Source organism: Vibrio porteresiae DSM 19223 (assembly GCF_024347055.1).
Lineage (GTDB): Bacteria > Pseudomonadota > Gammaproteobacteria > Enterobacterales > Vibrionaceae > Vibrio > Vibrio porteresiae.
The window spans coordinates 455,546-481,085 of record NZ_AP024896.1 but is presented as its reverse complement, the minus strand read 5'-3'; the positions used below and the strand labels follow the sequence as shown (position 1 = coordinate 481,085).

Below are 25,540 nucleotides of genomic sequence, written 5' to 3'. Positions count from 1 at the left end.
GTACTTTACTGATTTATCAGACTGGGTCAACCATAAATTGCACTTTTAATGCCAAACGGTTAATTAATGTGCCCAAGTGATGGTTATCAAAGCAATTTGATCACTATCCACTCAAGCACATTATCTTTGCCGTCACAGCGCTTTGGTTACTCGCCTACTTGAACTAAGGTTCGTTGGCTCACCAATCTATCCATCATTTTTTTAACTGCGACCATTTGCGGCGCTTGTTTGGTGTAATAGTTATAAGGAGGAACATTGCCTGAGGTATACCCCCAAAAGTCCCAGCACCCATAAGGGTTCATCTGCTCTTTCTTCACTTGAGGAAACAGTACCACAACACGGTTGGCGTCAGCCGCTTCCATATACCCCGTCTCTTTCACGTATTCCGTGCCCATCATGCTGGCACTTTGTAAGCAGCCATGAAAGGCAACATGGACGCGGCACTGCTCGGTTTCGCACTCTTTAGGCACATAGAGATAACCGTGATCATCTAAGCTCACATCGATGTTGAAGAAAGGACGCTGGTCAAACTGAATAAGTTTGCCGGAGAGCTTATCTTCAGTCACGGCGGGATTGAGGTGTCCGTAGATCTGCTGCAAAATTTGCTCTGCTTGATCAAACTGACAGTCATTGATGTAAGGCGCTTTGGTTAAACTGCATTGCACATCTTTTTTATGATCAGTAATAAAGCCGTGCCCTGCTGGCGTACTGTCATCAAAGCGAATTTGGCTGCTTGGCACACCCAACTGTTGATAAAAATCGACTGCCGCTTGCACGACGCCGGGAACCACTACCTTATCGTTTTTACCGGAAAAAAGATAAATACGATCATCACGCAAATTGGACGGTGCATCGATAAGGCCATCTTTGGCTTTCACTTTGGCAAGATCCACCAAATAGTGGACATCCGGCAAAGTGGTAGAATATTTGTCAGGATTCATGCACTGACTGATCGCGTTAAACAGCGGCGCAGCATACACATTCGCGCCAGCACAATCCCATGGCCCACCAGCAACAATCCCCGCTCCGACTAACGATTGAGAATAGGCAACATGGAACTGTGCCGCCATAAAACCACCCGAAGACAAGCCAGACACCGAGCTTTGGTCAACAAGTGCACCTAACTCAGGCAAACGCTCCTGCTCAATAGGGTCAATACCCCACGCAGCCTCTGAACTGATACATAGGCCAGTGAGTACAGCAATTAAAGCCAATTGATTCATCATACTCTCCCTTAGTGCGGGCAATAATTGAACCCGCCAATACTAAAACTGACGCATATCTAAGGAAAAAAAAGTGAACTCCCTTGCGAAACGTGTTGAATAGAGAGAAAAAAAGACAGCGTTGATATGGCAGATTTAACCACGATCACAGTATTTTTTATTAGTGATGAAGGGTAACTGAACCTATTGAAAAAATTCAGTAAATAGAGAGCCAAAAGCGAGATGAACGACACTCATCTCGCCGTTAGATTTAAGCTTGTTTCACGAACGTCGGCACATTATCTGGTAAGGTGAACCACGGTGCCTTTTCTCCCACCCAAATATGCGCTTGCGGAGTAAAATAGTCGGCCACCGAACTGTCCGAGGGTTTGAGCTTCAGTTTAATAATATCCGGTTGCTCTGGGTTCCAATGATAGATACGTACCCCACACCCGGTGCAAAAATAGCCTTGGTTCACGTTACCGCTTTCAGCAACACGCTGAGTCGATGCCATATCACCACTAAATTGCACATCTTCACGGGCAACAATCGCGGTGACACTAAATGGCGCACTGGATAACGCTTGGCACGCTTTACAGTGACAGGCCATCACCTTTTTTGGTGCTTTCAACAAACGATAATGAACTTGACCACAAGGGCAAGAAACCTCGATGGGAAAAGACATAATGATTTCCTTGACTAAGAGTGTGAACGATTATTAAGTTGGAACGGTGCGGTAAGTCAACAGAAAATATTCAACAGGTTAGTTGATCTTCCGATCAACTAACCTTGTCCTTAGGTAAACCGAGCTACGGCAATCAGTAGGTTGGCCAACCGTCACTATCCCAGTTCAACTTGCTGATTAGGAGTTTTGGCGTCCCACTATCCGTGGCATCGTAAGCGTGTCTTACAATCACATCGGTATTGAGAATATCTTGACCGCCGGGTCCAACCCATTGTGAGTTACCTGAATCAAGAATCGACACGTAACCACTGGTCATCGCTAGCCCAGATTTGCTCACGTAAGGTCCAGTAATGCTGGTAGAGCGACCATAGGCAATACGATACGTACTGTCTACGCCACTACAACATTTGCCAATGGAAACAAATAGGTAGTAATAACCTTGCCGATAAACGATGGTCGGCGCTTCAATCCCACCAGAGCGCTCCGCTATCGAATAGATGGGACCGAAAGGTTTCATGGTTTCGGGGTTAATACGCGTTAATTTAATACCGGAGAACCAAGAACCAAACACCAACCAAGGGGCCCCATCTTTCGCTACCACCAAGTCTGGATCAATAGCGTTGTAGTCATCGGATGCGGTGGTATTGATCACCAAACCATCATCTTCCCAATCGCCAGTCGCAATGCTGCTCGCAGAAGTTAACCCAATCGCCGAGGTATTATCGCCAAACGAAGAGATCGCGTAGTACATCCATGCTCGGCCATTATAAAAGCGCAGATCAGGTGCCCACACATCAAGCCCATCATTGAGCGGCACGTAGTTTTGCCACCAGCTTAAACCACTGGGAAAGATCGATTGCGCATCCTGCCAAGTCAATGCATCTGTGGAATATTTTCCAGCGATGCCATCACCGGTCTGAAATACCCACCAAGTGCCATCTTCATACGCAAGAGTGGGATCGTGAGTGACTAAACTGCCACTGAGGTTCCAATGATCCGTAGCGCCTCCCGTTTCTGATGGATCATAAGGGGTCGATTCGACACTTTTTGTTTTGGTTAAGCTCCATAATTGAGCGTCATTTCCGGTGTAAGTCCATTGCTCAACGTTTGCACCATCGCTAGTGTCAAAGTTATACAAGTCCAGCGCCTTACCACTGTTGACGTTAATAAAGCTCACGTAGTTGCCATTGGTTGTTATCGTCCACAACTGTGTGGTACCGCCACTGTACTCCCATTGTTCAACGTTACCGCCATTTTGGGTTGAGTACTCATACACCTCGAGTGCTTTGCCACTATTTAGGTTAATCAATGAATATTGATCATCGCCTTGATTAGTGATGAGCCATTTTTGCGTGTCATTACCCGTTGACCCCCAGACAGCCACATTCGCCCCATCGGTAGTTAAGGCACTGGTTGTCTCGAGATATTTACCACTGACTTTAGAGGTAATGGTATATACCCCATTATCGAGTGCAAAAGCATGAACACTTATTCCTATCATGCTTAAACATATCGTATTAAATACTGTTTTCATCCTATTCTTCCGTTTGTCAATTATGCATAAACAGAGTAACGCCAAAATCTGACTACTTTTTTATTTTTAAAATGAAATTATTAATTTTTACCAACAGGTATAAATACCGAGTAATTTTAAAAATAGTTATATTAATTAGAAAGAAGACAGGAAAGTTTTCAACATAGCAATTAAAATCGCAGTAGAGACAAATAAAGTCAGTAATGAAGACATATAATGACCCAAATTGAAGCAGGTAATAATAAGCCTTTTGGAGGAATTTCTAAATTAATTAATCGTTTATTAGTAAATATAACGAAAATAAAAAACGGGCTAAGCAGCCCGTTTTTTCAATGCGTAATGCGATTAAAACAGTGCAACGAATTGTTTTAGCATGGCAGAGTGTGCTGGCCATGCTGGAGCGGTGACCAGTTGTCCATCGGTTACCGCTTGATCAACGGCGATGTCTGCGTAAGTTGCGCCAGCCAATTCCACTTCGGGACGGCATGCTGGGTATGCTGAGACTTTTTTACCTTCAATCACGCGTGCCGCAGTAAGAATTTGTGCACCATGACAAATCGCCGCTACAGGTTTATTTGCAGTAAAGAAATGTTGAACGAATTCAATTACTTTCGTATCTAAACGCAGGTATTCAGGTGCACGACCACCTGGTAGATACAGCGCGTCATAATCGGCAGGATTCACTGCAGAAAACGTAGCATTCAAAGTGAAGTTATGGCCACGCTTTTCTGAATAGGTTTGGTCACCTTCAAAATCGTGGATAGAGGTTGCAATCGCTTCACCCGCTTTCTTGTTCGGACATACAGCATCAACTTCGTGTCCCATCGCGATTAACGCTTGGAAAGGTACCATGTTTTCGTAATCTTCTACAAAGTCACCGGTAATCATTAGAATCTTAGCCACTGAATATCTCCGTGTTAGTTATCTTACAAATATCATAAAAATGGGCAGCGCCATTGCGGTTGCCACCTACACTATGCACTTATGTTCATTTCGGCCCTGTTCTGCAAGGTCTTACTCAAGGTGGCAAAAACACCTTAGCTGAGAAATCTAATATGCACAGTGTTTGTGATAATTTGTCGATAAGGTTGGAATCAACATCACGTAACTCATTGATCCATCTACAATCGACGCGATGATAGAAACATAGATAGAAGAAATAGGTCAAGGTGAAACTGTGGAACAAACTGATTGCGCATCAGCTCTTGTCACAAGATCACATTATCGGTCATCGCACTGTTTATCTCTTGAACAAGCGTCAAATCGAGGCTTGCCATCAACACCCTGGTGACAGCGTCACAGTAATCAGAGAAAAATGGAATCATTGAGTGACCACTTAATAGCAGCGAGGTATACTGATGCAGTCATTTTCTTCACTTTCTGTTAGGAATGGAATCATGTCTTCCGTCACCAAATTGCCCATAAAGCATCATCGTTCCTCTCTCCTTGAACAAGTCAAACAAGGCAATGTTCTAGAGAAAGAGTGCCCTTCTCGGGAAATTTTACGCGATGTCACCAACCGCTGGGGTGTGTTAACCATTTTGGCGTTAACAGGTGATACGCTGCGTTTTAGCGAATTACGTCGTAAAATCAGTGGCATAAGCGAAAAAATGTTGTCACAAACCTTACAAGCTTTAGAAGCCGATGGTTTTGTCAATCGAATTGCCTATCCTGTCGTTCCACCACATGTTGAATACTCATTAACACCGCTTGGCGAAGAAGTGTGCGTACGCGTGCAAGAATTAACAAGTTGGATTGAAGATAATCTACCGACCATATTGCAACATCGTCGTGAGTATCAAGCGCAAAACAACGACTAAATATCACTATCACCGCTGTTGAAGGTATTGGGAGCTACTTCCCAGTACCTCGTTTTCACTCCTTCTAACTAACCTAACTGTTTAGCATCCACATCCTGTATTGCAACAAATACGTTATCCAGACTTCATATTATTGTCATAGCCAAGAATTGTCATTAATACAAAAGTGATAGCGATCCAGAAATTGAAACATCGGTTCTTAATTGTTCGACCTTGTTTATTTACTATTCTATCTTATAAAAAACAAATAACTTTTAGGTCAATTATGAAGATAAAATTACTATCACTAACTGTGCTTTTAGCGTGCAGCAATATTTCTATTGCTGCCGATCTCTATATTTCACCTGATGGTTCAGACAGCAATTCAGGCACACTGTCTTCGCCATTAAAGACCATTATGGCGGCACAAGAAGCAGCCTCATCTGGCGACACCGTTTATATTCGTGGCGGCACTTATTATTTAGATGATTCGAATATTACTCAGTATCAAAGCATTCGTGCCATCGTCAATAATATTACCAAAGACAATATTACCTATATCAACTACGGCTCAGAACGTCCGGTGTTCGACTTCTCCAATGTTAAACCCGCAGCCTATCGCAACACGGCGTTTATGATCCGAGCTGATAACTGTGTGTTTAAAGGGTTTGATGTTGTCGGTGTGCAGGTTACTATCGATGATGAACATACGCAATCCGAAGCGTTTATGGTCAATAAAGGCAGTGGTAACCGCTTCGAAAACTTGGCAATTCATGACGGGATGGCGATTGGTTGGTATCTCGTTGCGGGGAGCAATAACTATGTGCTCAATGTGGATGCCTATAACAACCAAGGCTTAAACAGTTACTCGAATGGCAATGTCGATGGCTTTGGCGTTCATCCTACTTCCTCATCCTATACGGGTAATGTCATCAGCCATTCTCGTGCTTGGTTTAATAGTGACGACGGCTTTGACTTAATCAACGCTGATGCTGCCGTCACCATTGAATACAGTTGGGCGTTTTATAACGGTTATGATCAAGACTTCAATAAAGTGGGCGACGGTAATGGCTTTAAAGCTGGCGGCTATGGCAGTAATGGCAGCACGCCACCGAGCGTGATTCCCAAACACACCATTCGCTATAACCTAGCGGTACGTAACCGCTCCGCAGGCTTTTACGCCAACCACCATATTGGCGGACAAACGTGGATCAACAACACCTCGATTCGTAACCAAAGTTCGAACTACAACATGTTATCGACCCTCGATGATAACGACACCGATGTGGATGGCTACGGGCACTACATGCGCAATAATCTAGGGTTTGATGGCTATAACGAAGTGATCAACCTGGGTGACAGTACCGAAAACGACATTAGCTACAACTACTTCAACCTGCCCGTGACCATTACCTCGAAAGATTTTGTTCGTCTCGATGAAAGTGAGCTGATGTACGCTCGTCAGGCTGATGGCTCACTACCCGATATCAAATATGCGCGACTCAAAGAAGGCAGTGACCTGATTGATGCAGGGACGGATGTGGGTGATGACTATAATGGCACCGCACCTGATCTCGGTGCGTTCGAATCCGATTACTAACTACGCGTAATCAAAGCCAATAGAAACGAAAAATGCAGCATAACCGCTGCATTTTTTCTAATTAGAGCAATAAGTTACATTAAATGGTTTTGTTCCATTAATGTCTTATCTGTTCCTTTAAGCTTCATATCATCCATCACAAAGTTCACGGTATTCAGCAAACGCTGTTCGCCTTTTGGGATCAGATAAGTGAACTCACTTTTAGTAAATGGATTGTCTTTACGTACCACATCAAATTTTGGATTAGTGGTATGGTAGAACAGCGCTTCTGGTGTTTCGGTGATCATCACATCCACTTTGCCACTTAATACGGCTTCAGGGACATCAAGGTTATTTTCAAACGTGACTTGAGTTGCTTTGGTCAAGTACTGTTTGGCAAAGGCTTCGTTGGTGCCACCAATGTTGTAACCTACGCGCACATTTGGCTGGTTTACTTTCTCTAACGTATCAAATTTCATTGCACGTCCAACACGCACTAGGAAGAGCTTGCCAAAGGTCATGTAACCTTGTGTTTGCTCCGCAGCCAGTTGGCGATCGATACGACGCGTAATCCCGCCCATCGCAATATCGTATTTACCTGAGCTGAGGTCCGAGACCAGCCCTTTCCAAGTGGTCGGTACAAACTCCACTTTGACATTGAGTTGCTGAGCAAGATATTTGGCGACATCAATATCGTAACCACTGTAATTGGCACCGTCATAGTAACTAAACGGTTTGTAATCTCCTGTCGTACCCACGCGGATTGTGCCCCGCTGTTGGATATCATCAAGAAGATCGGCATGCGCAGCCAGTGACAGCAACGACAACAATAAAACCACACCACGTTTAAGAGACATATTTCTTCCTTGGATAACTAATCACGCTGCCCATAATTTACAGCGAGTCGTTTATACCACGATTTACCTAAGTAGCCGAGAGACAAAAAGAAATATTATCTCGCTTTAGTCACCATGACATTGATTAGTCTTGCGCAGGTTTTAAACTCCACAGCAAGGTTTGCCGCGCATGCGCAATGCGTGGTTGACGCAGCGCACTTGGTGCCCATGCCATGTAGTAACTCAACTGCGTGTTTCCCACAGGCGCTTTAATGAGGTTTAACTCACCAGATCGTATCTGTGTCTCACACAGAAAAGCAGGCATAACGGTCCAACCAAAGCCACTAATAAGCAGACTGCGTAGCGCCCGCAAATCTTGGCTCACCACGGACGGACTCGCCATATCTAAGCGGATCTTGTTTTTATTAAGCCAACTGTCCATCACAGAAAGTTCTAAGTTGTAAGTTAACATAGGCTCTTGCAACAGTGCATCGGCGAAGTTATCGGCTTGCTCTAGCCGCGCAACCACTTGGGGTGAAGCAACCGCATACACAGGCACCGTCATTAAGGTTTCACTGCGCAGGCGTTTATCGGTAATCGGATGGGCAGTAAAGCCCAAATCGCAGTGCCCTTCCACCAGCATGGTATGGATCATATCGCCATCACCACTGTGCATACGCACGCGAATCCCCGATTCGAGCAAAGGTAATAACTTAGGTGATACGACTTCCGCGAGAAAATCGGCATGACCAATCACCTGCAAAGCCCCTTCCATATTCATGCTGCGCGCGCGAGCTTGTGCCAGTGCGTTTTCTACCGAATCCAATTTGTCGCCGATGTCATTGGCCAGTTCATCCGCCGCGGTGGTGGGTGTCACGCCACCAGTCTCACGAATAAATAGACGCCGACCTACCGCCACTTCCAAGCCATTGATGTGCTGTGACACCGCTGGCTGAGTAAGATTTAAGTTGCGCGCAGCGGCACTGATTGATTTCTGACGATAGACTTCAACAAATGTTCTCAATCTAATCAACGACATAAAATACCCATAAATTTATTTATACCCCTCCTAAAATACCCTTGTTAGCCAACAAACGCCAGTTCCTTTAATCTACGCAGCAAGTCAGCCAAGCAGGGTAATCCTGCTGGACAATGAAATGAGTATTGCTCTGTTGATTCGTTTCACCGCTCACATGAGATGAACCATAAAACAAAGCAACAAACACAGCCTTCAATAAGGAGAGAGCAAATGTCAGCCACTCAAGCTCATAACGAACTGCGCACAATTCTAACCACAATGAAACGCGCTTCGATTCAAAATGGCCCTGCAACCCTAGCTATGCGCCAAGACCGTCTGCAACGTTCCATTCGTTTGATTAAAGAAAACTACTCTGCTCTAGCACAAGCGATGAGCGACGATTTTGGTCACCGCAGCACCTATCAATCTCTGCTCGCCGACATGGTGACCACAGTCAAAATGCTGCAACACGCTCATGATCATGTTGAGCAATGGATGCAACCTAAAGTGATTGAAGGGTTAGACGGTCCAGAAGCGTGGATTGAGCAACAACCACTGGGTGTTGTTGGCATCATCAGCCCTTGGAACTTCCCGATTAACTTGGCGTTTGGTCCATTGGCAGGTGTGTTTGCCGCAGGTAATACAGCCATGCTTAAACCATCAGAATTGACTCCACTCACCTCTGAGTTACTGGCAGACCTGATTGGTCGCTACTTTGACCCGATGGAGCTAGAAGTGGTGCTCGGTGATGCGGATGTGGGTCGTCAATTCAGCGCACTGCCTTTTGACCACTTAGTCTTTACTGGTAGTACGACGGTGGGCAAACACGTGATGCGCGCTGCGGCGGAAAATCTCGTTCCTGTGACGTTGGAATTGGGCGGCAAATCACCGGTTGTGGTTGACGAAGCTTTTGATCTCAGCACAGCGATTGAGCGCACCTTAACCATCAAAACGTTTAACGCGGGTCAAATCTGTCTGTCACCGGATTACTTGATGATCGCTCAAGGTAAAGAAGAGCAACTGGTCAGCAGTGCTAAAGCGTTTATCGAACAGAGCTTTGCTCAGATTCAAGAGAATGCGGATTACACGTCGATCATCAGTGATCGTCACTATCAGCGCCTCATTCACTTACTCAATGATGCGCAAGAAAAAGGCGCAACCATTGTGAATTTAGGTCCACAAGATGAACCAGGATTTGATGCTCAAACCCGCAAAATCGCGCCACATTTAGTGCTCAATGCCACCCAAGAGATGGCCATTATGCAAGAAGAGATCTTTGGTCCGTTGCTGCCGGTGATGACTTATGACCACTGGGCTGACACCATCGATTTCATTAACCAAAATGACCGCCCATTGGCTGCGTATTTCTTTAGCGACAATAAAGAGCATCAAACTCAATTTGTGCAAAACACCACATCAGGTGCCTTAGTAATCAATGATGTGATGACTCATGCGTCAATTGATGACCTACCATTTGGTGGTGTGGGTGCATCCGGTATTGGTGCTTACCATGGTGAACACGGTTTCCGTCAGTTTACTCACGCTAAAGCCGTAGTACGCCAAAGCGAAGATGGTGCTTCAAACCTACGTTTACGTGCACCATATCAAGATAATTTAGGATTACTAAAAGCCTTTTTGGACGCTTAACCCAATATTTTAGGCTCACAGCTAATGCCCCCATTAGTGACTCCCATTAGTAACTCATAGATAGATAGAAAGATAAATAACGAGGAACAACATGAAAATTTTAATGGTACTGACTTCACATAGCGATCTTGGCAACACTGGTGCAAAAACAGGCTTCTGGCTTGAAGAGTTCGCCGCACCTTACTACACCTTTAAAGATGCTGGCGCTGAGCTGGTGCTGGCATCACCAGCAGGTGGTCAGCCACCGCTAGACCCAAAAAGTGATTTAGCTGATTTTCAAACGGAGCTAACACATCGTTTCAAAGCAGACCCAGAGGCACAACATGCGTTGGCCACTACCGTCACTTTAGATTCAGTCAAAGCAGAAGATTTTGATGCTGTTTTCTACCCTGGCGGTCACGGTCCTCTGTGGGATTTGACACCATCACAAACTTCGATTGCGCTTATCGAACGTTTTAACGAGTTAAATAAACCAATGGGTTTTGTATGTCACGCTCCGGCAGTACTGCGTAACGTGAAAGGTACCGATGGTCAGCCGCTCATCAAAGGTCGCACGGTAACTGGCTTTACCAATGGCGAAGAAGCAGGCGTTGAGCTTACCGATGTGGTGCCATTTTTGATTGAAGATGAGTTCATCGCTCTTGGTGCTGATTATCAGAAAGGCCCAGATTGGGCACCGTTTGTGGTCACTGATGGGCAATTGGTCACAGGTCAAAACCCAGCCAGTTCCGAAGGCGTTGCTAAAGTTCTTCTGACTAAACTGGCTTAATCATTCGGTTTTGTGAGACACGTTTGTGCTTCCACTTCACTCGAATATCATTTTGCTATGAAGTTGAAGCCCACTCTTACGCCTTGTGCTTGAGTCGCGCAGGGCGTAATCCACTGCTGGTGCCACGCTACCAGCAACAGCCTATAACGTAGTAAGCCTTATTAATCCAAGGCGTTAATCAACGAATAGGTGTTCGACATCAATATTACACTGCATGTCACACTGCCTAACCCAACTCATTGGTTAGGCAGTTTTCTTTTTGTGCTACTTATCCGCTGCTTGCTTGCGTTTAACGCTCTCTTTGATGGCGCTCATCAAGAGACTCATTTCTACACGAACAATATCATGGCATACTGCCCGTACAGACAATAAAAAGGAGAATCAAACGAATGACGTTTCCTCCCATTTCCGTGCTCGATTTAGCCCCTGTCATTGAAGGCGCTGATTACGGCCAGACATACCAACGATCTGTCGAACTTGCTCAACATACAGAACAACTTGGCTACCAACGTTTTTGGCTAGCTGAACACCACAATATGCCGGATATTGCCAGTGCGGCTACATCACTGCTGATTGGGCATATTGCTGCGCATACCAAAACGATGCGTATTGGCTCTGGTGGGATTATGCTACCCAATCATGCCCCATTGGTCATTGCCGAACAGTTTGGGACACTCAATGCCCTTTATCCTGGGCGGATTGACCTTGGACTAGGCCGAGCTCCGGGCAGCGATTACGCCACGATGCATGCACTGCGACGCGATCCTGAAAGAATGGATCCGGAATTTGATGAATTGTTAGAAGAGCTGCAATTTTTTATGGGGCCAGTTTCTGCGGGGCAACCCGTCGCGGCCTATCCGGGTTCTTACTCTAACTTGCCAATATGGTTACTGGGTTCAAGTACTTATAGCGCGCAATTAGCGGCTATCAAAGGAATGCCATTCGCCTTCGCCGCCCATTTTGCGCCGGATGCGATGATGCGTGCGTTAGCTTTATACCGAGAACGTTTCACTCCATCAGAAACGCAGGCAAAACCCTACGCGATGATTGCGGTTAACATCACCGTGGCAGAAACAGACGAGCAAGCCCAATACTTGGCGACCACGGAAAAACAGAAGTTTCTAGGCATGATCCGCGGCAAACGCACCAAATTGCCCAAACCAGTCAACAGCATGGAGCCACTTTGGCAACACCATGAAAAACTGCATGTTGAAACCCAGCTGCGCGAATCAATCATTGGTTCCCCTAGCACCGTGCGTGCACGCCTTAACGATCTGGTCGAGCGTACGCAAGCAGATGAAATCATGGTCAATAGCTTAGTGTATGACCAAGAGCAAAAGCTTAAGTCTTATCAGTTACTGGCCGATATTATCCGCTAGAAAACCAATCAACACTTGTGGCGAGTCTCGACTCGCCCTTTTTTACTCTTACCAGCACAATATCTCAGGTTGACCATCCTGCTTTATTTAGCGCTAACTAGTTACCGACAACGCTTACAAAAACAGTTGCTCTTCTTGCCCTTCGCAATAAGTCACCACTTCATCAAGATGATAGAAATGAGCATCCCCAATCATGAACTTTTCTGCTTGGCACTGCTCGCAAACGACAAACGTGGTCATCTGAGCGTTTTTTGCTGCCAACACTCCGTTGTAACTGTCTTCAATCACGATGCATTGGTCGGTCGGCACATCCAATTTTCTCGCCGCCGTTAAGTAGACATCAGGGTGTGGTTTACCATGCTTTTCATGTTCGGCGCTGCAGGTGATATCGAAGTAATCCCAAAGGTCGAGCTTATCAAACACCGCTTCAATCACACTTTGATTGGAGGAAGTGGCTAGCCCAATTTTAAGTTTCAGTTCCTTGAGATACTCCAGTAGCTCGTACACGCCACGCATGGGTTTACCTTGTGCGGCGATCAACTGGTGAAGATGCTGCAAAATACTGACTTCGAGATCTTTAGGATCAATGTCTAACTCGAACAATTCACACCAGGTTTGTGCGATGGCATCAACTCGTTTACCCATCGTATGTTGTTCGCACTGCTTGGGGGTAACGTGAACTCCATACACCGACAGAGCAGCATCTTGCGCTCGTTGCCAAAGCGGCTCAGAGTCAATGATGACTCCATCCATATCAAAAATAACAGCTTGTTTTTTCATACTCTTTTTCTAATCTAATTCGCAGCATTGCACACTGCCAAGGTGATAAAAATAAACAGCTGGTCGAACAAATTCCTTCACTCGACCAGCTTAATGATCGCCTCTCAAGTTACTGGCTAACTTAACAGGGTATAAACTGATTGAATTTTCTTGCGCATCAGTTGTTCAAACTCAGGACGATTAGCCAATTCACCAAACAGCGTCGGGTTAGTGGCGAAAAGATGAATGGGATCATCCGCTTCGTACATTTGGTGCAAACTCTGTTTGTCCAACACGCCATCGTAGTATTCGTAAGGTAATCGACCTTTATGCCACTCCTGCATATAAACATAGAACATGGCAGGAAGAACCGCTGTAGCGCTTGGTTCAACGCCACGGGCATAACATTCACGCAGCGTAGGGGTAATCATCGCTGGGATTTTAGAAAAACCATCTGCAGAAACACGTTGGTTGGTATCTTTGATGTGCGAGTTGGTAAAGCGATCCAACACTACGTCACGGTACTGCTCTAAATCCAGAGCTTGATCACCCAAACATGGGATAACGTCACGAGTCACATACTTATAGGCTATTTCACGAATGAAGCCCGTTTGGGTACTTTCGTGAATGAATTTTTGCCCAATCAGAGTACCGGTCCAAGCAATACATGCATGAGAAACATTCAGGATGCGGATTTTCGCCTCTTCATAAGGCTCCACGGATTTCACCAGCTCAACCCCAACTCGCTCGAAGTTAGGTCGGCCAGCAATAAAGTTATCTTCCACCACCCATTGGATAAACGATTCGCACATCACCGGAGCGTTATCTTGCATACCCGTTTTTTGAGCAACACGCGCAACCAAACTGGCTTCTGGTTTGGGTGTAATGCGATCGACCATGCAGTTAGGGAAGGTCACATTGTCTTTAACCCACTCTAAAACCGTTAAATTTTGTGTGAGCTGCAGGAATTCGTTTAGTCCATCACGGAAACGATCACCGTTATGTCTCACGTTATCACAGCTGAGCAACGTTACTGGACCAGCATGGTTGGCAATACGACGTTCTAGGATGTGAGCAATCGTACCGTAGATAGTTTCATGCCCACCTTTAAGGTCTTGTTTCACACTCGCGTTATTGATGTCGAGGTGATAATCCGTATCGAGATAATAACCAGATTCGGTAACAGTAAAGGCAATCACTTTAGTTTGAGCTTGCGCACCTTCGTTGATCAATGGTTCCAAGTCTGGTTGCCAACGCAGGAGCTTTTTAATCGATTTGATCACTTCGTGATGACGTTCACCACGAGGAGTGACGGTTTCTAGAATGTACTCACCATTTTGCTTGATGAGTGCATCAACCGTATCTTCACTGTCATTACGAATATTGCCTGCGGCGATGGCCCAATCGTGTTCGCCAGCACGTAGTAATTGATTGAAATACCATGCTTGATGAGCACGGTAAAACGACCCAAGTCCGATATGTAGCCAAGTATAGAGAGAGTTCATTATTGTTATCCTCTTTTTGAATCACGGCTTGATGCTACAAAAACCCCTACCGCATTTATGAGTCTTTAATCACACTAACATAAACATTTGCCCATCAAAGGAACAAATGACCAATTTTGTGATTGCAGACAAATTTCTTCCGCGCGACAATACCTTTCATCGCAATGAAGCCAAGCGCCAATAAAAGCTTCTGCTGTCGCGTAGCAAAAGGAAGGAGTGAGTATTGAAAGACGAAGAAACACGGATCGACCAAATGGTTCGAGCCGCATGGATGTATTACATCTCAGGCAAAAATCAGAGTGAGATCGCCTCCTTGTTGGGCACCTCCCGCCCTGTCGTTCAGCGCTTATTAGCCAGTGCTAAAGAAGAGGGCATCATTTCTGTCAACGTGAATCATCCCCTCGCCTCTTGTTTAGACCTCGCACTGGCACTGAAAGAGAAATTCCGATTTGGCGAGTGCGAAATCGTCCCAGCATCAGTGCTCGATTCCAGTGAGGAAGTATTAGAGAGCGTGACTTTTGGCGGTTATCAATTGATGCAACGCCTTCTCAGTCCGCAGCCTGGCAAAATCATCGGTATTGGCTCAGGCATGACGCTAAAACGAACCATCAACCGCATTGAATTTAGTCATGAAAGCTGTGAGTGTGTTGCGCTCATCAGTGGTATGGCGAAAGATGGTCACTGTAACTACTACGACGATGTGCCCCTGCTGCTCGCACAAAAAATTCAAGCCAAATATTATCAATGGCCCGCACCTCGTCATGCACTCTCCCTAGAAGATCATCAAATCTGGCAGCGTCACCCTATCTATCGCAATGTCTTTGGGAAAGCACACAAAGCCGACGTCATTTTTATTGGCGTGGGTGGCATGGGTAAAACGGGACCTATGCTTCATGATGGCTTTATCACCTATCAAGAGAGCCAACAACTCGAATCCAGTGGCGCAGTTGGCGAGATTTTAGGTCGTTTTATTGACTCGCAGGGGGCAGTGCTCAACTGCCACAGCAATACTTTGATCACCAGTTTTGATATTCGCGAGACCGATTGTCCGCGCATCGCCATTGCCTGTGGAGAAGAGAAGAGAGCAGCCATTTTGGCGGCCATTCATGGTCAATGGATCAACGGGTTAGTGACCGATGAACTCACCGCAAAATGGTTGCTACAGCAAACACGTTAGCCGATTTAACTTCGGTTAAACTTTATGCATCAATGTGATTTGCTCCATGGATAGCCTAGCGAAAACCCTTTACTCTTAAGCGGCAGTTGCAAGAGCGCATTATCATGATGCGGATTTGGATCTCATCCTTTTATGCAGCTCACTCAGGATTGTAACTGTAAAGGCAAAACCTGAAGCGTAAGCGAACATGCGTCTACGTTTCAGGTTTTTTTTCGTCTAAAGGTTAAGAGAATCACAATGATAAAAACACGCTTACCTCTACTTACCCTATTAATTAGTAGTAGTTTTACCGTTCATGCTGTTGAACCAAGCCATGTGGATACCCCTTATTTTGGTGTGGCATACTACACCGAGTACATGCCCTTTGAACGTCTAAGCAAAGACATCGAAATGATGAAAGCAGCGCACATCAATGTTGTGCGCATTGGCGAATCGACTTGGGCAACCATGGAGCCCGAAGAGGGGCAATTTGACTTTTCTCCGTTGGATAAAGTACTCGATGCGATGAATCAAGCGGGCATCAAGTCGTTAGCTCACCGACATCAGCGTTGCGCAAATGTGAACATTAGTTCACAATACCCCCGTCGCACCGTCATTCAGCCGCGACACGCCATTCTCGTATAACACCGTTTATACAACCTAGTAAAAAATACATTCAAGGATTTAATTCAATGGTAGGACCATTTGTTAATGCGTCGGCAATCATTATTGGCAGCGTTTTGGGTACGTTGTTTGGTAATAGAATTCCCACCAAAATGAAAGACCGAATGCCCATGGTATTTGGCTTAGCGTCGATGGGGATCGGTCTCTCCATGGCCATCAAAGTACAGCTTCTGCCGGCCGTTGTGTTATCGCTGATTTTGGGAGCGGTGATTGGTGAATTAGTGCACCTCGAAGAAAACATTAAGCACATGGCTAACGCGCTAAAATCGCTGATTACACGCTTTGTCTCTCCGCCCAACAGCTCAATGACTCAAAATGCCTACATGGAACGTTTTATCTCGATCATGATTCTGTTTTGTGTCAGTGGTACTGGGATCTTTGGCGCAATGAACGAAGGGATGACTGGCGATCCATCCTTGCTGATTGTGAAATCGTTTCTCGACTTTTTTACCGCTGCCATTTTTGCGATTTCATTAGGCCTGCCTGTTGCCACCTTAGCCATTCCACAAGTCATCGTTCAAGTGGTACTCTATTTTTCTGCTAATGCCATTATGCCACTTGCCACACCAACCATGATTGGTGACTTTTCTGCTGTCGGTGGAATGTTAGTCTTTGCTACAGGTTTTCGTATTTGTGGCAGTATTGAATTTCCGTTGGCAAACTTATTGCCATCGCTTGTCATCGCTATGCCTATTTCTGCGGCATGGTTACATTTTGCTGGATAAACGAATCACTTATACAAGGAGTCATTGTGACCGCTATTCGCCCCGCGACCGAGCTCGATATTGATCGTATCGCCGCGATTGAACTGATGGGTTTTCCTCAAGAAGAAGCTGCATCACTCACCTCATTTCAACAACGTTTTGCTTCGTTTCCTGAATGTTTCTTTGTGGCTATGAAAGACGACCAAGTGGTGGGCCATATTAATGGTTGTCGCTACCATGCCCCTGAACTGCCAGATATTCTTTATGCAGATGCTCGCCAGCATCAGCAAGATGGCGCTTATCAAACGGTGTTTGGGTTGGCTGTTGATCCTCACTACCAACATCAAGGCATAGCTCATCAACTGCTTGATCACTTAATCGCGGTGAGTAAAGAGCGTGGTGCTAAAGGATTAGTACTTACCTGCAAAGATCCACTGGTAGGCTTTTATGAACAGCACGGCTTTGTTTGCCAAGGGGTATCATCATCAACACACGGTGGTGCTATCTGGAATGACATGCTGCTTGAATTAGAGCATGCTTAAGAGAATGGAGGCGCGTCCCGGAGTCGAACCGAGGTTCACGGATTTGCAATCCGCTGCATGGCCACTCTGCCAACGCGCCTCAATAGAGTCTCTCGCTACGAGAGAGCTGCTACCTTAATGATTATTTTCTCTGAGTCAAATAAAAATCATCATCAAGGCAGCTGATTGCTGGCATCTTCAGCAGTAGCGTTCAAAGGTTCAGCAATTTGTACGTACGTTAAGCACCTGATCTTATTGCCACATTTTACCTACCAGCGTTTTATCAAACGTCCCATCCAACTTGGATGATAATGCCAGCAGTGATCAAACATACTCACTAGTTCTGGGTTACCAAATCGTGACAAGCAAACAGCATGGAAGCGGTTATGCTGACGTTTCAAACGTTCTATTTGTTCGATCACTTGATCCGGCTGCTTAGGCGCAATGAAATCTGACACCAACACCAAATCCGCATTCCGATAACGAACATTTCCCATTCGCTCTATAGCGTGCAAAATGACGGGTTCAAAATCGGTTCCGCCATGAAAGGAGTAACTCAAAAAGTCACTGGCTTCACGCAAACCGTCTTGGCGTGTCAGTTCGTAGGTAATGAACTCTGTTGAGAACAGCATCACATAGCAGTCGCGATCCTCTGCTAATGCAATTTGCATCAAGGCGTATGCCAAAGCTTTTGCACACTGCTCAGGAAAACCGCTCATAGATCCCGAAGCATCCAAACAGAGAATAAACGGACCTTTCTCCACATCAGCATGTTTGCGATCTGGCTTACGTGTTTTTACCTTGCGTAGCGTACGGGACTTACCTTGGGTCTGATAGTTCATTAATCTTTTATCAATCAATCTCTTATAAAAGACCACTTCCAGTTCAGGGTAAGTCAAAAACAGCGTTTCGTTGGGTAAGATTTTATTTAAATCGTCACTTTCATGAACCCCAACAATATCGTCAGTCGCCAGATCCGATTGCTCTTCGACCCAAGAGACATCTTCCGTGGGAGCATGCTGCAAGCTGGGATCATCGACTTCGCTCGCCATTCTTCCTAATTGATCGGCAATTTCCTGTAACCCTTTTTGCTTCATCAAGAAATTGGCGTGGCGTTTCATCACTGATAAATCGGTGCGACTCAATTTAGCAGAGGCCATATCCCATAGACGACCAATGCTCTGTTCATCACCCGATTCCGTCACGCTTTTCATGTTGCGCATGGTTTCCATACGCTGGTACAAGTCTGCCAATAATTTCTCTTTATTGGCTTCGAGTTCCAGGACTTGTGCTTGGCGAATGGAATCTTGTAAGGCTTGATACCATTCAGCACAGAAGAAGTGAGCAAACATCGGGTTATCTTGCCCCTTGTTTTTCTCCATCAACTTATGTGCTTTTCGGTAGAACGGCGAATGCCACTCTAACTGACTAACGAGCTCTGGCATCTTTGCAAAAAACTGCTCCTCATCCCAATGGATAACCTCTTGGTACAGCGCAATTTCCTGCTGTAGACGTTCAGTTTGACCCACCTTGGTGATGCGATCTCGCACTTGGCTGCGCCATTTGAGCAGATGCTTACGTACTGAGGTCCCCACCCCACGGTGCTCAGCCATCATCATGACCTGCGAGCGCCCCATTAAATCGTTCACCGCCGCATCAATGATGCCGGAATCTGCGATCATCAAGGCTAAGTTCAATCCATCCGCACCTAGCATGTTTTAACCTCAAGCAAAGAACTGCTCCAACTGACTTAAGCGTAACACGGATTTTTCGCTCTCTTGCTCGGCTTGTTCTAACTGGGACATCAATTGCACAATGCGCGCTTCCATCGCGGTTGGTAACGCTGGATCAATAAAGCTGTGTGGTAATGCCGCATGGAATTTCTGTCTTACTCGTTTCAAATGTTGATCGGCGGCAGCAATTTCGGCTTGTGCATGCTGGGCTCGAGCCAACCGTTCTTGATGCTCATCTTGGGCAAATGGCTGATGGGTTACCAAAGCAGTTAGCACAGCGCGGTTTGCTATGTCTTTGATCACTAAACGTTCTTGTGCATCCAGCTCAAAGCGCAAACGACACATATTGGTGTTGTGATTGACATAACCGTACGCCTCACCCTGCCCCTCTTTCATGACTTTTTCTAGTTCACTGTGAGGCACATATACCCAGCGGCTATCCCCTTTTTCCGATTCAGATACGGAAAGGTTGCTTTGCAGTAACACCAATTTCACTAAAGTCTTGGTGGGGCCAACTTGGTAATGTTTAGCTTGGCTAAAATCGTAGTGATATGACTGTTTCTTGCGCAGTCCTGTTGAGGTTTCTAAACGCAAATTCATCGCGAATTGTTCTTCAATTTCCTGCTGAATGTCGCTCAGCGACTCTTTAGCGTTATTGAGTTTAAACTCCACCTGCTTCTGATCAAAGGCATCTTCTAACGCATACTCTTTGAGCACAGACTGGACTATCTCTCTGGATTCTGGCGAGTTCCACAAGCAATGCTCAAGCAACAAAAGATCGAGCGGGTTGATACTGTCACGGCCATTAAAGAACGCACTGGCTTTAATAAGCTTAACGGCCTTTTTCCAGCGCCGGTCAGAAACATAAAGATCTTCTACCTCTTTCTCATGGGATTCGAGGCGCGTTTTTACTCGATACAGTTTATCGAAGACCTCGTCACTAATCGTCATTAGCTCAAGCTCTTGTTGCCACAAGTGATACTCTTCATCGGTAATAGTCAGCTCTGGTGGTACTCGAGCTTCTTGAGGAGTTCCGACGGTTAACATCGACTTAAAGTTCTGTCTGTCTTGAATTCGGTTCACAAACAGACGCACCAACATACGGTCATAGAGCGCATCTAAACCACTGTCTTCTTCCGGTAACTCGTTAGATGCAGAGACCAAAAGACGCATAGGCACTTTTTCAATGATGTTGCCATTTTTAAACGTCTTTTCGTTGACCACCGTTAAGAGCGTATTAAGAATTGCAGGCCCAGCCTTCCAAATTTCATCTAAGAAAACCACCTGAGCGGTAGGTAGATAACCTTCGGTTAAACGGACATAACGGCCGTTATCTTTCAATTCTTGAATACTTAGTGGACCGAACACCTCTTCAGGCGTGGAAAAGCGGGTCATTAAGTATTCAAAATAGCTGCTTTGATCAAAAGCCTGAATCAAACGTTTTGCGATCAAGCTTTTGGCAATTCCTGGGGGTCCTAAAAGGAACACACTTTCGCCACTGAGGGCAGCTAACAAACAGAGTTTGATCGTATGTTCACGCTCATAAACCCCTTCACTTAATGCTTTTGCTAGTTTATTGATACGTTCACAAAGCAAGGCCTTGCTTGCATGGTTAGCCTTAGGCGATGAAATCATAGTGGGTTCCTTGGCTAGCAAATAGAGTCTGTATTTTCATGTCATGCTTCTGTTGCATTGCGCTGCAAACTTGTACTTTTGTTCATTTGTGCGCAATTTTTAATTCAATGACCATATTTTTCATTATGTTTCTTTATTTATTGTTTGCAAATATAGGCAGAATAGCAACCTTAGTTTAACGAAAACGCCAAATGTATCTGGGTTAAAAACCCAATTTGCGCTATGGTACACACCCATTAAAGGGAAAATTATAAGATTAACGTCATGAACAGAATCATTCATCAGTGGAAAAAGACCATCGCACTTACCGAGCAAGAGATGGTTCTTCCCAACGGCAAATCCATTACTCACACCACCATCGCGCATCCTGGTGCGGCAGTCATCATTCCTATCACTGCAGAAAACAAAATTGTCATGGTGTATCAATATCGACCCTCTCTGCGCAAATGGATGCTCGAAGTTCCAGCAGGAACCATGGAGTTAGGCGAAAATCCGCTAACCTGTGCCGCACGAGAATTGGAAGAAGAGACCGGCTACAGCGCAGAAGAATTGACGGCATTAGGTCAGCTCACCCCGATGGCAGGCATGTGCGATGAAATCCAACATCTGTTCATTGCCAAAGGATTACACAAAACAGCACGTTATGAGTGTGATGAAGATGAGATTATTGAAGTTCGTTGTTACTCACTCTCTGAGCTTAAAACTATGGTCATCAATGGCGAAATTAGCGATTCAAAAACCATCGCTTGTCTCTATAAAGCCAAACTGTGCGGATATTTGGATTGACTCTTTTTGTTACCCTTTTTGTAAACTAGGGTAAAGACTTTATCCTATAATCAGACTCTGTGATTTCATTGAAGCGTTGTATTCTCATGAATCAAGTGACGAATAAACAAACGGTTAGGTTTAGTTTTTACTAAAATAAACCCAACTATCTTTGCCACTAGTTGATCTGGAGCGCACAACCACTTAGGCTCGTGCATCCAGCGAATTAATTACAACGACGATAATAATTTAGTGTAAACATGACAGAAAAACGACAAGGGCGCCGTAGTGCAGAAGACGCACTGAAAACCCGTTTTATCATTCTTACGGTCGCGGCGGACCTATTTTGTGAATTTGGTTACGCCAAAGTGTCACTGCGCCAAATCAGCGATAAAGCAGGTGTATCGCACAGCTTGTTGCGCCATCACTTTGGTAGCAAAGAGAAAATTTGGCATGCGATCAGTGATGGTTTGCATTCTTATATGTCTCAGTACATGAAATTGATCCTATCGCACATACCGCAGGAAACGCCCGCGAACATTATCCTGTATCGTTTCACTTTGCGTTTACTGGCGCACAGTTTAGTCAACCGCAAACCGATTCAGTTGATTGCTGATTCCGTACGTCAAGAAGAAGCGCTGTTCGATTATTACATTGGTACCGCTGGTGAAATCGAGCATCTTATTGAAGAGTTAGCCACTGAATATAATCACCAATTCCCAGATAAGAGTTTGAATGTGTGGGAAATGAAATGGCAATTACTCATGTTTGCACACAGTGCCGCGAGCCTAACCCCTTTCTTGAAAGAAACCTGGTCTCATGTCACCACCAATCTTGATGAGTGTTTGCTGCTGCATCTCAACTTGTTTAACCAAACATTAGTCGCCAAGTATCACGTCGATGAAGCCTATATAGAACATCCCCAAAGTGTGCAAGAACTGGTGTACGACATGAAATGCGACTGGGGTGATATCACACCGGCCTAAATGGTAGTAAACCGTTACACAGATTAAAAAAGGTGGCCTAGCCACCTTTTTTCGTTTTACGCTCTGTGCTCAAAACTCGCTATTTACTGCCGTGTTTACCACGTCCAGCATGAATCTTCAGCTTAGCTTTGAGTTTCCGTTTTTCTGATGAACGGCTGTTGCGTCTTGTGGTTCCCTCATCTGACACAGATTCACTAAATGTCGGTTCAAAACCGCTTAACCACTCTTGAGGTAAACGCTGATCGAGTAAACGCTCAATCGCAGTAAGCATCGGCTCTTCGTCGCGCGCCAAAAGGGACACCGCAAGCCCTGGATGTCCAGCTCGCCCCGTACGACCGATTCGATGTACGTAATCTTCTGCTTTGAACGGCATATCAAAGTTCACCACTTGCTCTAATTGTGCGATGTCTAACCCGCGTGCCGCCACATCGGTGGCAATAAGAGCTCGCACTTTCCCTGCTTTGAAATCATCAAGCGCTTTTTGACGTGCGCCTTGGCTTTTATCGCCATTAATCGAGACCGCTTTAATGCCGTCCAATTTCAACTCATCCGCCAGCGCATCACTGCCTTGTTTGGTTTTTACAAAGACCAATACCTGTTGCCAGTTACGCGAACCAATCAAGTAGGCCAAAAGCTCACGTTTACGCTTTTTATCCACCGGGTACACTTTCTGCTCAACGGTTTCTGCCGTTGAGTTTTGTGGCGTGACTTGCACCTCTTCTGGCGCTTCCATCATTCGATAAGCAATGGATTTTACTTTGGCATTAAACGTGGCAGAGAAAAACAGCGTTTGTCGCTCTTTAGGTAAGCGGCGCAGTACTCGTTGAATGTCTGGCATAAAGCCCATATCCAACATGCGATCAGCTTCATCCAACACTAAGGTTTGCGTGGTCGCAAGACTCAACGTCTTAACATGAGCATGATCAAGCAGACGACCCGGGGTTGCGATCAAAATATCGGCTCCGGCGACTAGCTTATTCACTTGCACTTTCATGCTGGTGCCGCCATAAACGGCAACGATGTTTAAAGAGGTGCCTTGGGCGTAAGCCTCTAGATTATCGAGCACCTGCTGAGCCAATTCACGGGTTGGAACCAAAATAAGCGTGCGCACTTCACCTTTAGTCAAAGGCTGTGCCGCTTGATCATCAAGTAGACGCTGAATTAAAGGCAAGCCATAAGCTGCGGTTTTACCCGTACCGGTTTGTGCTCCAGCCAACACATCGCGTCCGGCCAATACATGCGGTATTGCTTGTGCTTGAATCGGCGTTGGCTGATGGATATGCAAAGATTGAAGCTGAGAAATCAAAGCCGGATTGATGCCTAATTGGGCGAATGTTGATGGGGTGTCTGGCGTCTTTTCGGACATGATGTTTACCTGTTACCGTGAAGGACGCGAATTGTATCAGAACTGAATCCGTTTGGCTTCGTTTAACACTTGCGGATAAAAATCGGTAAATAGCGCCTGCAACTCAGCATAGTGAGTCAATAAACTCTCACTACAACGCGCCACGGGGGCGATACGTTCACTGCGCGTAGCAATACGCTTTAGCGCAAATTCAATGTTGTCCATCTCCTGATAAGACTCAAGCCAGCGTCCAGACCACATCCGCTCGGTCACTCGCAGATATTGCTCAGGTAAATCAGGCTCGTAGGATGATTTCACTTGTTGCTCAGCAGAAACGACAAACTCAAGCAATGCCAATTGGGAAAACTCTTGCCAACGTGTTGCTAAACAGTGATCCCAAAACATATCCAAGGCAATCGGAGCAAAACGCTGTAAGGGCTTAGGAAAAAGAGTTTTGGCTTGTTTAATAAGCTCATGGGTATCGGTATAAGCATCCACCCAACGATGAAGCAAAATTCCCTGCACGACGTCTTCACTAAAACGAGCTTGTGGCGAACCTTTAACAAAGTCTCCAAGCAGGTTACCAAGCAAATTACTTTCAACGTGATCAGCGATGTGCAAATGGGCGAGATAATTCATGCAGTACTAGAGAAAAAACAGAAGTGGAGAAAAACTTAAGCCAGCGCTAGGCGCTGGCTACTTGAGTTATGCGTGTGATGATTCACTTTCATCACTACGAGTTTCTTGATACTCAGTAAGATCAAAACCGATCTCCATTGCATCTAACAGTTCAAGACTATCGTCTTGCTTGTTCATTTGGTCACTCATAGTCGACCTCCTTCTTATCATTATTAACCCCGATGTATTCGTAATAACCACTTATCAATGGGTTGGCCTATCGCCACATTCACTTGTTATGAAACGCTCATTTGAGTTATCCCAATACGTTGGGTACTACCTAGCTAAACCTATATATCGTGTCGACGAACACGAGTTTCAAGAGCTTGGCCAGATAATGCAACGAAACCAATGTCGTTGTGTCCTTTTTATATCGCTTTTATGTCAAATAGATGACAAGCACAAAGCGAGCCTCTACGTGTAACACAAATTCGACATCCCTGTCACCACCACTTTGCATCAAAAAGCAACTGTAAAATTAATTGTACAAATTTGGATTTTTATTTTTACAAATAGATTGACTGGCAAGATTAAGTCTTAGAAAATAGCGGAAGAAACACAACAAACTGCTAGTTAGTTGACTAACAATCGAACAATACTCTTTAGCAAACACATTAATTC

At 45.3% G+C, this 25,540-nt stretch carries 24 protein-coding genes and 1 tRNA gene; 11 read left to right on the top strand and 14 right to left on the bottom strand.

Annotated features, from left to right (window positions below; all coding sequences use genetic code 11):
• Positions 1 to 146 precede the first annotated feature (146 nt).
• The 4 genes from OCV11_RS18780 to OCV11_RS18760 form a co-directional block, all read right to left on the bottom strand.
• Entirely contained in the window at positions 147 to 1,226 is a 1,080-nt protein-coding gene (locus OCV11_RS18780; RefSeq protein WP_261897551.1) for an extracellular catalytic domain type 2 short-chain-length polyhydroxyalkanoate depolymerase, read from the bottom strand.
• A gap of 247 nt (positions 1,227 to 1,473) precedes the next feature.
• Positions 1,474 to 1,887 carry a GFA family protein gene (locus OCV11_RS18775; protein ID WP_261897550.1) on the bottom strand — a complete coding sequence of 138 codons (414 nt, stop codon included), beginning with the start codon at positions 1,885 to 1,887 and terminating at the stop codon, positions 1,474 to 1,476.
• A 133-nt stretch (positions 1,888 to 2,020) separates the two neighbouring features.
• On the bottom strand, positions 2,021 to 3,388 hold the full coding sequence (locus OCV11_RS25005; protein WP_315972761.1) for a family 43 glycosylhydrolase: 1,368 nt from the start codon (positions 3,386 to 3,388) through the stop codon (positions 2,021 to 2,023).
• A 378-nt stretch (positions 3,389 to 3,766) separates the two neighbouring features.
• Positions 3,767 to 4,324 carry a DJ-1/PfpI family protein gene (locus OCV11_RS18760; protein WP_261897549.1) on the bottom strand — a complete coding sequence of 186 codons (558 nt, stop codon included), beginning with the start codon at positions 4,322 to 4,324 and terminating at the stop codon, positions 3,767 to 3,769.
• Between the two features lie 494 nt (positions 4,325 to 4,818).
• Here OCV11_RS18760 and OCV11_RS18755 point away from each other — a divergent pair, with 494 nt between their 5' ends.
• Together OCV11_RS18755 and OCV11_RS18750 are read left to right on the top strand one after the other, a co-directional pair.
• Entirely contained in the window at positions 4,819 to 5,241 is a 423-nt protein-coding gene (locus OCV11_RS18755) for a winged helix-turn-helix transcriptional regulator (RefSeq protein WP_261897548.1), read from the top strand.
• A gap of 265 nt (positions 5,242 to 5,506) precedes the next feature.
• Positions 5,507 to 6,820 (top strand): DUF4990 domain-containing protein, encoded by a 1,314-nt coding sequence (locus OCV11_RS18750; protein WP_261897547.1) that lies wholly within the window; start codon positions 5,507 to 5,509, stop codon positions 6,818 to 6,820.
• A gap of 74 nt (positions 6,821 to 6,894) precedes the next feature.
• Here OCV11_RS18750 and OCV11_RS18745 read toward each other — a convergent pair whose 3' ends face one another.
• The gene (locus OCV11_RS18745) at positions 6,895 to 7,656 is read right to left on the bottom strand and encodes a transporter substrate-binding domain-containing protein (RefSeq protein ID WP_261897546.1); all 762 of its coding nucleotides are present in this window, start codon (positions 7,654 to 7,656) and stop codon (positions 6,895 to 6,897) included.
• Between the two features lie 124 nt (positions 7,657 to 7,780).
• The gene (locus tag OCV11_RS18740) at positions 7,781 to 8,674 is read right to left on the bottom strand and encodes a LysR family transcriptional regulator (RefSeq protein ID WP_261897545.1); all 894 of its coding nucleotides are present in this window, start codon (positions 8,672 to 8,674) and stop codon (positions 7,781 to 7,783) included.
• A gap of 210 nt (positions 8,675 to 8,884) precedes the next feature.
• On the opposite strand from OCV11_RS18740, the gene OCV11_RS18735 reads away from it, so the two are divergent.
• From OCV11_RS18735 to OCV11_RS18725, 3 genes are all read left to right on the top strand, one after another.
• The gene (locus OCV11_RS18735; protein ID WP_261897544.1) at positions 8,885 to 10,300 is read left to right on the top strand and encodes a coniferyl aldehyde dehydrogenase; all 1,416 of its coding nucleotides are present in this window, start codon (positions 8,885 to 8,887) and stop codon (positions 10,298 to 10,300) included.
• A 91-nt stretch (positions 10,301 to 10,391) separates the two neighbouring features.
• Positions 10,392 to 11,069, top strand: coding sequence for a type 1 glutamine amidotransferase domain-containing protein (locus tag OCV11_RS18730; RefSeq protein ID WP_261897543.1), 678 nt, complete (start codon positions 10,392 to 10,394; stop codon positions 11,067 to 11,069).
• 389 nt (positions 11,070 to 11,458) lie between these two features.
• Entirely contained in the window at positions 11,459 to 12,448 is a 990-nt protein-coding gene (locus tag OCV11_RS18725) for an LLM class flavin-dependent oxidoreductase (RefSeq protein WP_261897542.1), read from the top strand.
• A 114-nt stretch (positions 12,449 to 12,562) separates the two neighbouring features.
• Here the strand turns inward: OCV11_RS18725 and hxpB are convergent, their stop codons facing one another.
• Positions 12,563 to 13,228 carry a hexitol phosphatase HxpB gene (gene hxpB / locus OCV11_RS18720; RefSeq protein ID WP_261897541.1) on the bottom strand — a complete coding sequence of 222 codons (666 nt, stop codon included), beginning with the start codon at positions 13,226 to 13,228 and terminating at the stop codon, positions 12,563 to 12,565.
• A 116-nt stretch (positions 13,229 to 13,344) separates the two neighbouring features.
• Positions 13,345 to 14,712 carry a D-arabinitol 4-dehydrogenase gene (gene dalD, locus OCV11_RS18715; protein WP_261897540.1) on the bottom strand — a complete coding sequence of 456 codons (1,368 nt, stop codon included), beginning with the start codon at positions 14,710 to 14,712 and terminating at the stop codon, positions 13,345 to 13,347.
• A 223-nt stretch (positions 14,713 to 14,935) separates the two neighbouring features.
• Between dalD and OCV11_RS18710 the strand changes: the two genes are divergently transcribed.
• The 4 genes from OCV11_RS18710 (at position 14,936) to OCV11_RS18695 (ending at position 17,798) form a co-directional block, all read left to right on the top strand.
• On the top strand, positions 14,936 to 15,889 hold the full coding sequence (locus OCV11_RS18710; RefSeq protein WP_261897539.1) for a sugar-binding transcriptional regulator: 954 nt from the start codon (positions 14,936 to 14,938) through the stop codon (positions 15,887 to 15,889).
• A 237-nt stretch (positions 15,890 to 16,126) separates the two neighbouring features.
• Complete coding sequence (locus tag OCV11_RS18705; protein ID WP_261897538.1) at positions 16,127 to 16,513, top strand: beta-galactosidase; 387 nt, start codon at positions 16,127 to 16,129, stop codon at positions 16,511 to 16,513.
• 47 nt (positions 16,514 to 16,560) lie between these two features.
• The gene (locus tag OCV11_RS18700; protein WP_261897537.1) at positions 16,561 to 17,277 is read left to right on the top strand and encodes a DUF554 domain-containing protein; all 717 of its coding nucleotides are present in this window, start codon (positions 16,561 to 16,563) and stop codon (positions 17,275 to 17,277) included.
• A 26-nt stretch (positions 17,278 to 17,303) separates the two neighbouring features.
• Positions 17,304 to 17,798 carry a GNAT family N-acetyltransferase gene (locus OCV11_RS18695; protein WP_261897536.1) on the top strand — a complete coding sequence of 165 codons (495 nt, stop codon included), beginning with the start codon at positions 17,304 to 17,306 and terminating at the stop codon, positions 17,796 to 17,798.
• A gap of 5 nt (positions 17,799 to 17,803) precedes the next feature.
• Here the strand turns inward: OCV11_RS18695 and OCV11_RS18690 are convergent.
• The 3 genes from OCV11_RS18690 to OCV11_RS18680 form a co-directional block, all read right to left on the bottom strand.
• A tRNA-Cys gene (locus OCV11_RS18690) sits at positions 17,804 to 17,877 on the bottom strand.
• Between the two features lie 169 nt (positions 17,878 to 18,046).
• Positions 18,047 to 19,492, bottom strand: a complete 1,446-nt coding sequence (gene viaA / locus OCV11_RS18685) for an ATPase RavA stimulator ViaA (protein ID WP_261897535.1) — start codon at positions 19,490 to 19,492, stop codon at positions 18,047 to 18,049.
• Positions 19,493 to 19,501: 9 nt separating this feature from the next.
• Positions 19,502 to 21,145: an ATPase RavA domain-containing protein gene (locus OCV11_RS18680; protein WP_261897534.1), complete on the bottom strand. Its 1,644-nt coding sequence runs from the start codon at positions 21,143 to 21,145 to the stop codon at positions 19,502 to 19,504.
• A gap of 264 nt (positions 21,146 to 21,409) precedes the next feature.
• Here OCV11_RS18680 and OCV11_RS18675 point away from each other — a divergent pair, with 264 nt between their 5' ends.
• Positions 21,410 to 21,931, top strand: a complete 522-nt coding sequence (locus OCV11_RS18675) for an NUDIX hydrolase (RefSeq protein ID WP_261897533.1) — start codon at positions 21,410 to 21,412, stop codon at positions 21,929 to 21,931.
• Between the two features lie 239 nt (positions 21,932 to 22,170).
• Complete coding sequence (locus OCV11_RS18670; protein ID WP_261897532.1) at positions 22,171 to 22,896, top strand: TetR/AcrR family transcriptional regulator; 726 nt, start codon at positions 22,171 to 22,173, stop codon at positions 22,894 to 22,896.
• A gap of 79 nt (positions 22,897 to 22,975) precedes the next feature.
• Here OCV11_RS18670 and OCV11_RS18665 read toward each other — a convergent pair whose 3' ends face one another.
• The 3 genes from OCV11_RS18665 to OCV11_RS18655 all read right to left on the bottom strand — a co-directional run bounded on the left by OCV11_RS18665 (position 22,976) and on the right by OCV11_RS18655 (position 25,069).
• Positions 22,976 to 24,262, bottom strand: a complete 1,287-nt coding sequence (locus OCV11_RS18665) for a DEAD/DEAH box helicase (protein WP_261897531.1) — start codon at positions 24,260 to 24,262, stop codon at positions 22,976 to 22,978.
• A 36-nt stretch (positions 24,263 to 24,298) separates the two neighbouring features.
• Positions 24,299 to 24,880 carry an acyl carrier protein phosphodiesterase gene (locus OCV11_RS18660; protein ID WP_261897530.1) on the bottom strand — a complete coding sequence of 194 codons (582 nt, stop codon included), beginning with the start codon at positions 24,878 to 24,880 and terminating at the stop codon, positions 24,299 to 24,301.
• A gap of 66 nt (positions 24,881 to 24,946) precedes the next feature.
• Complete coding sequence (locus OCV11_RS18655; protein WP_261897529.1) at positions 24,947 to 25,069, bottom strand: hypothetical protein; 123 nt, start codon at positions 25,067 to 25,069, stop codon at positions 24,947 to 24,949.
• Positions 25,070 to 25,540 lie beyond the last annotated feature (471 nt).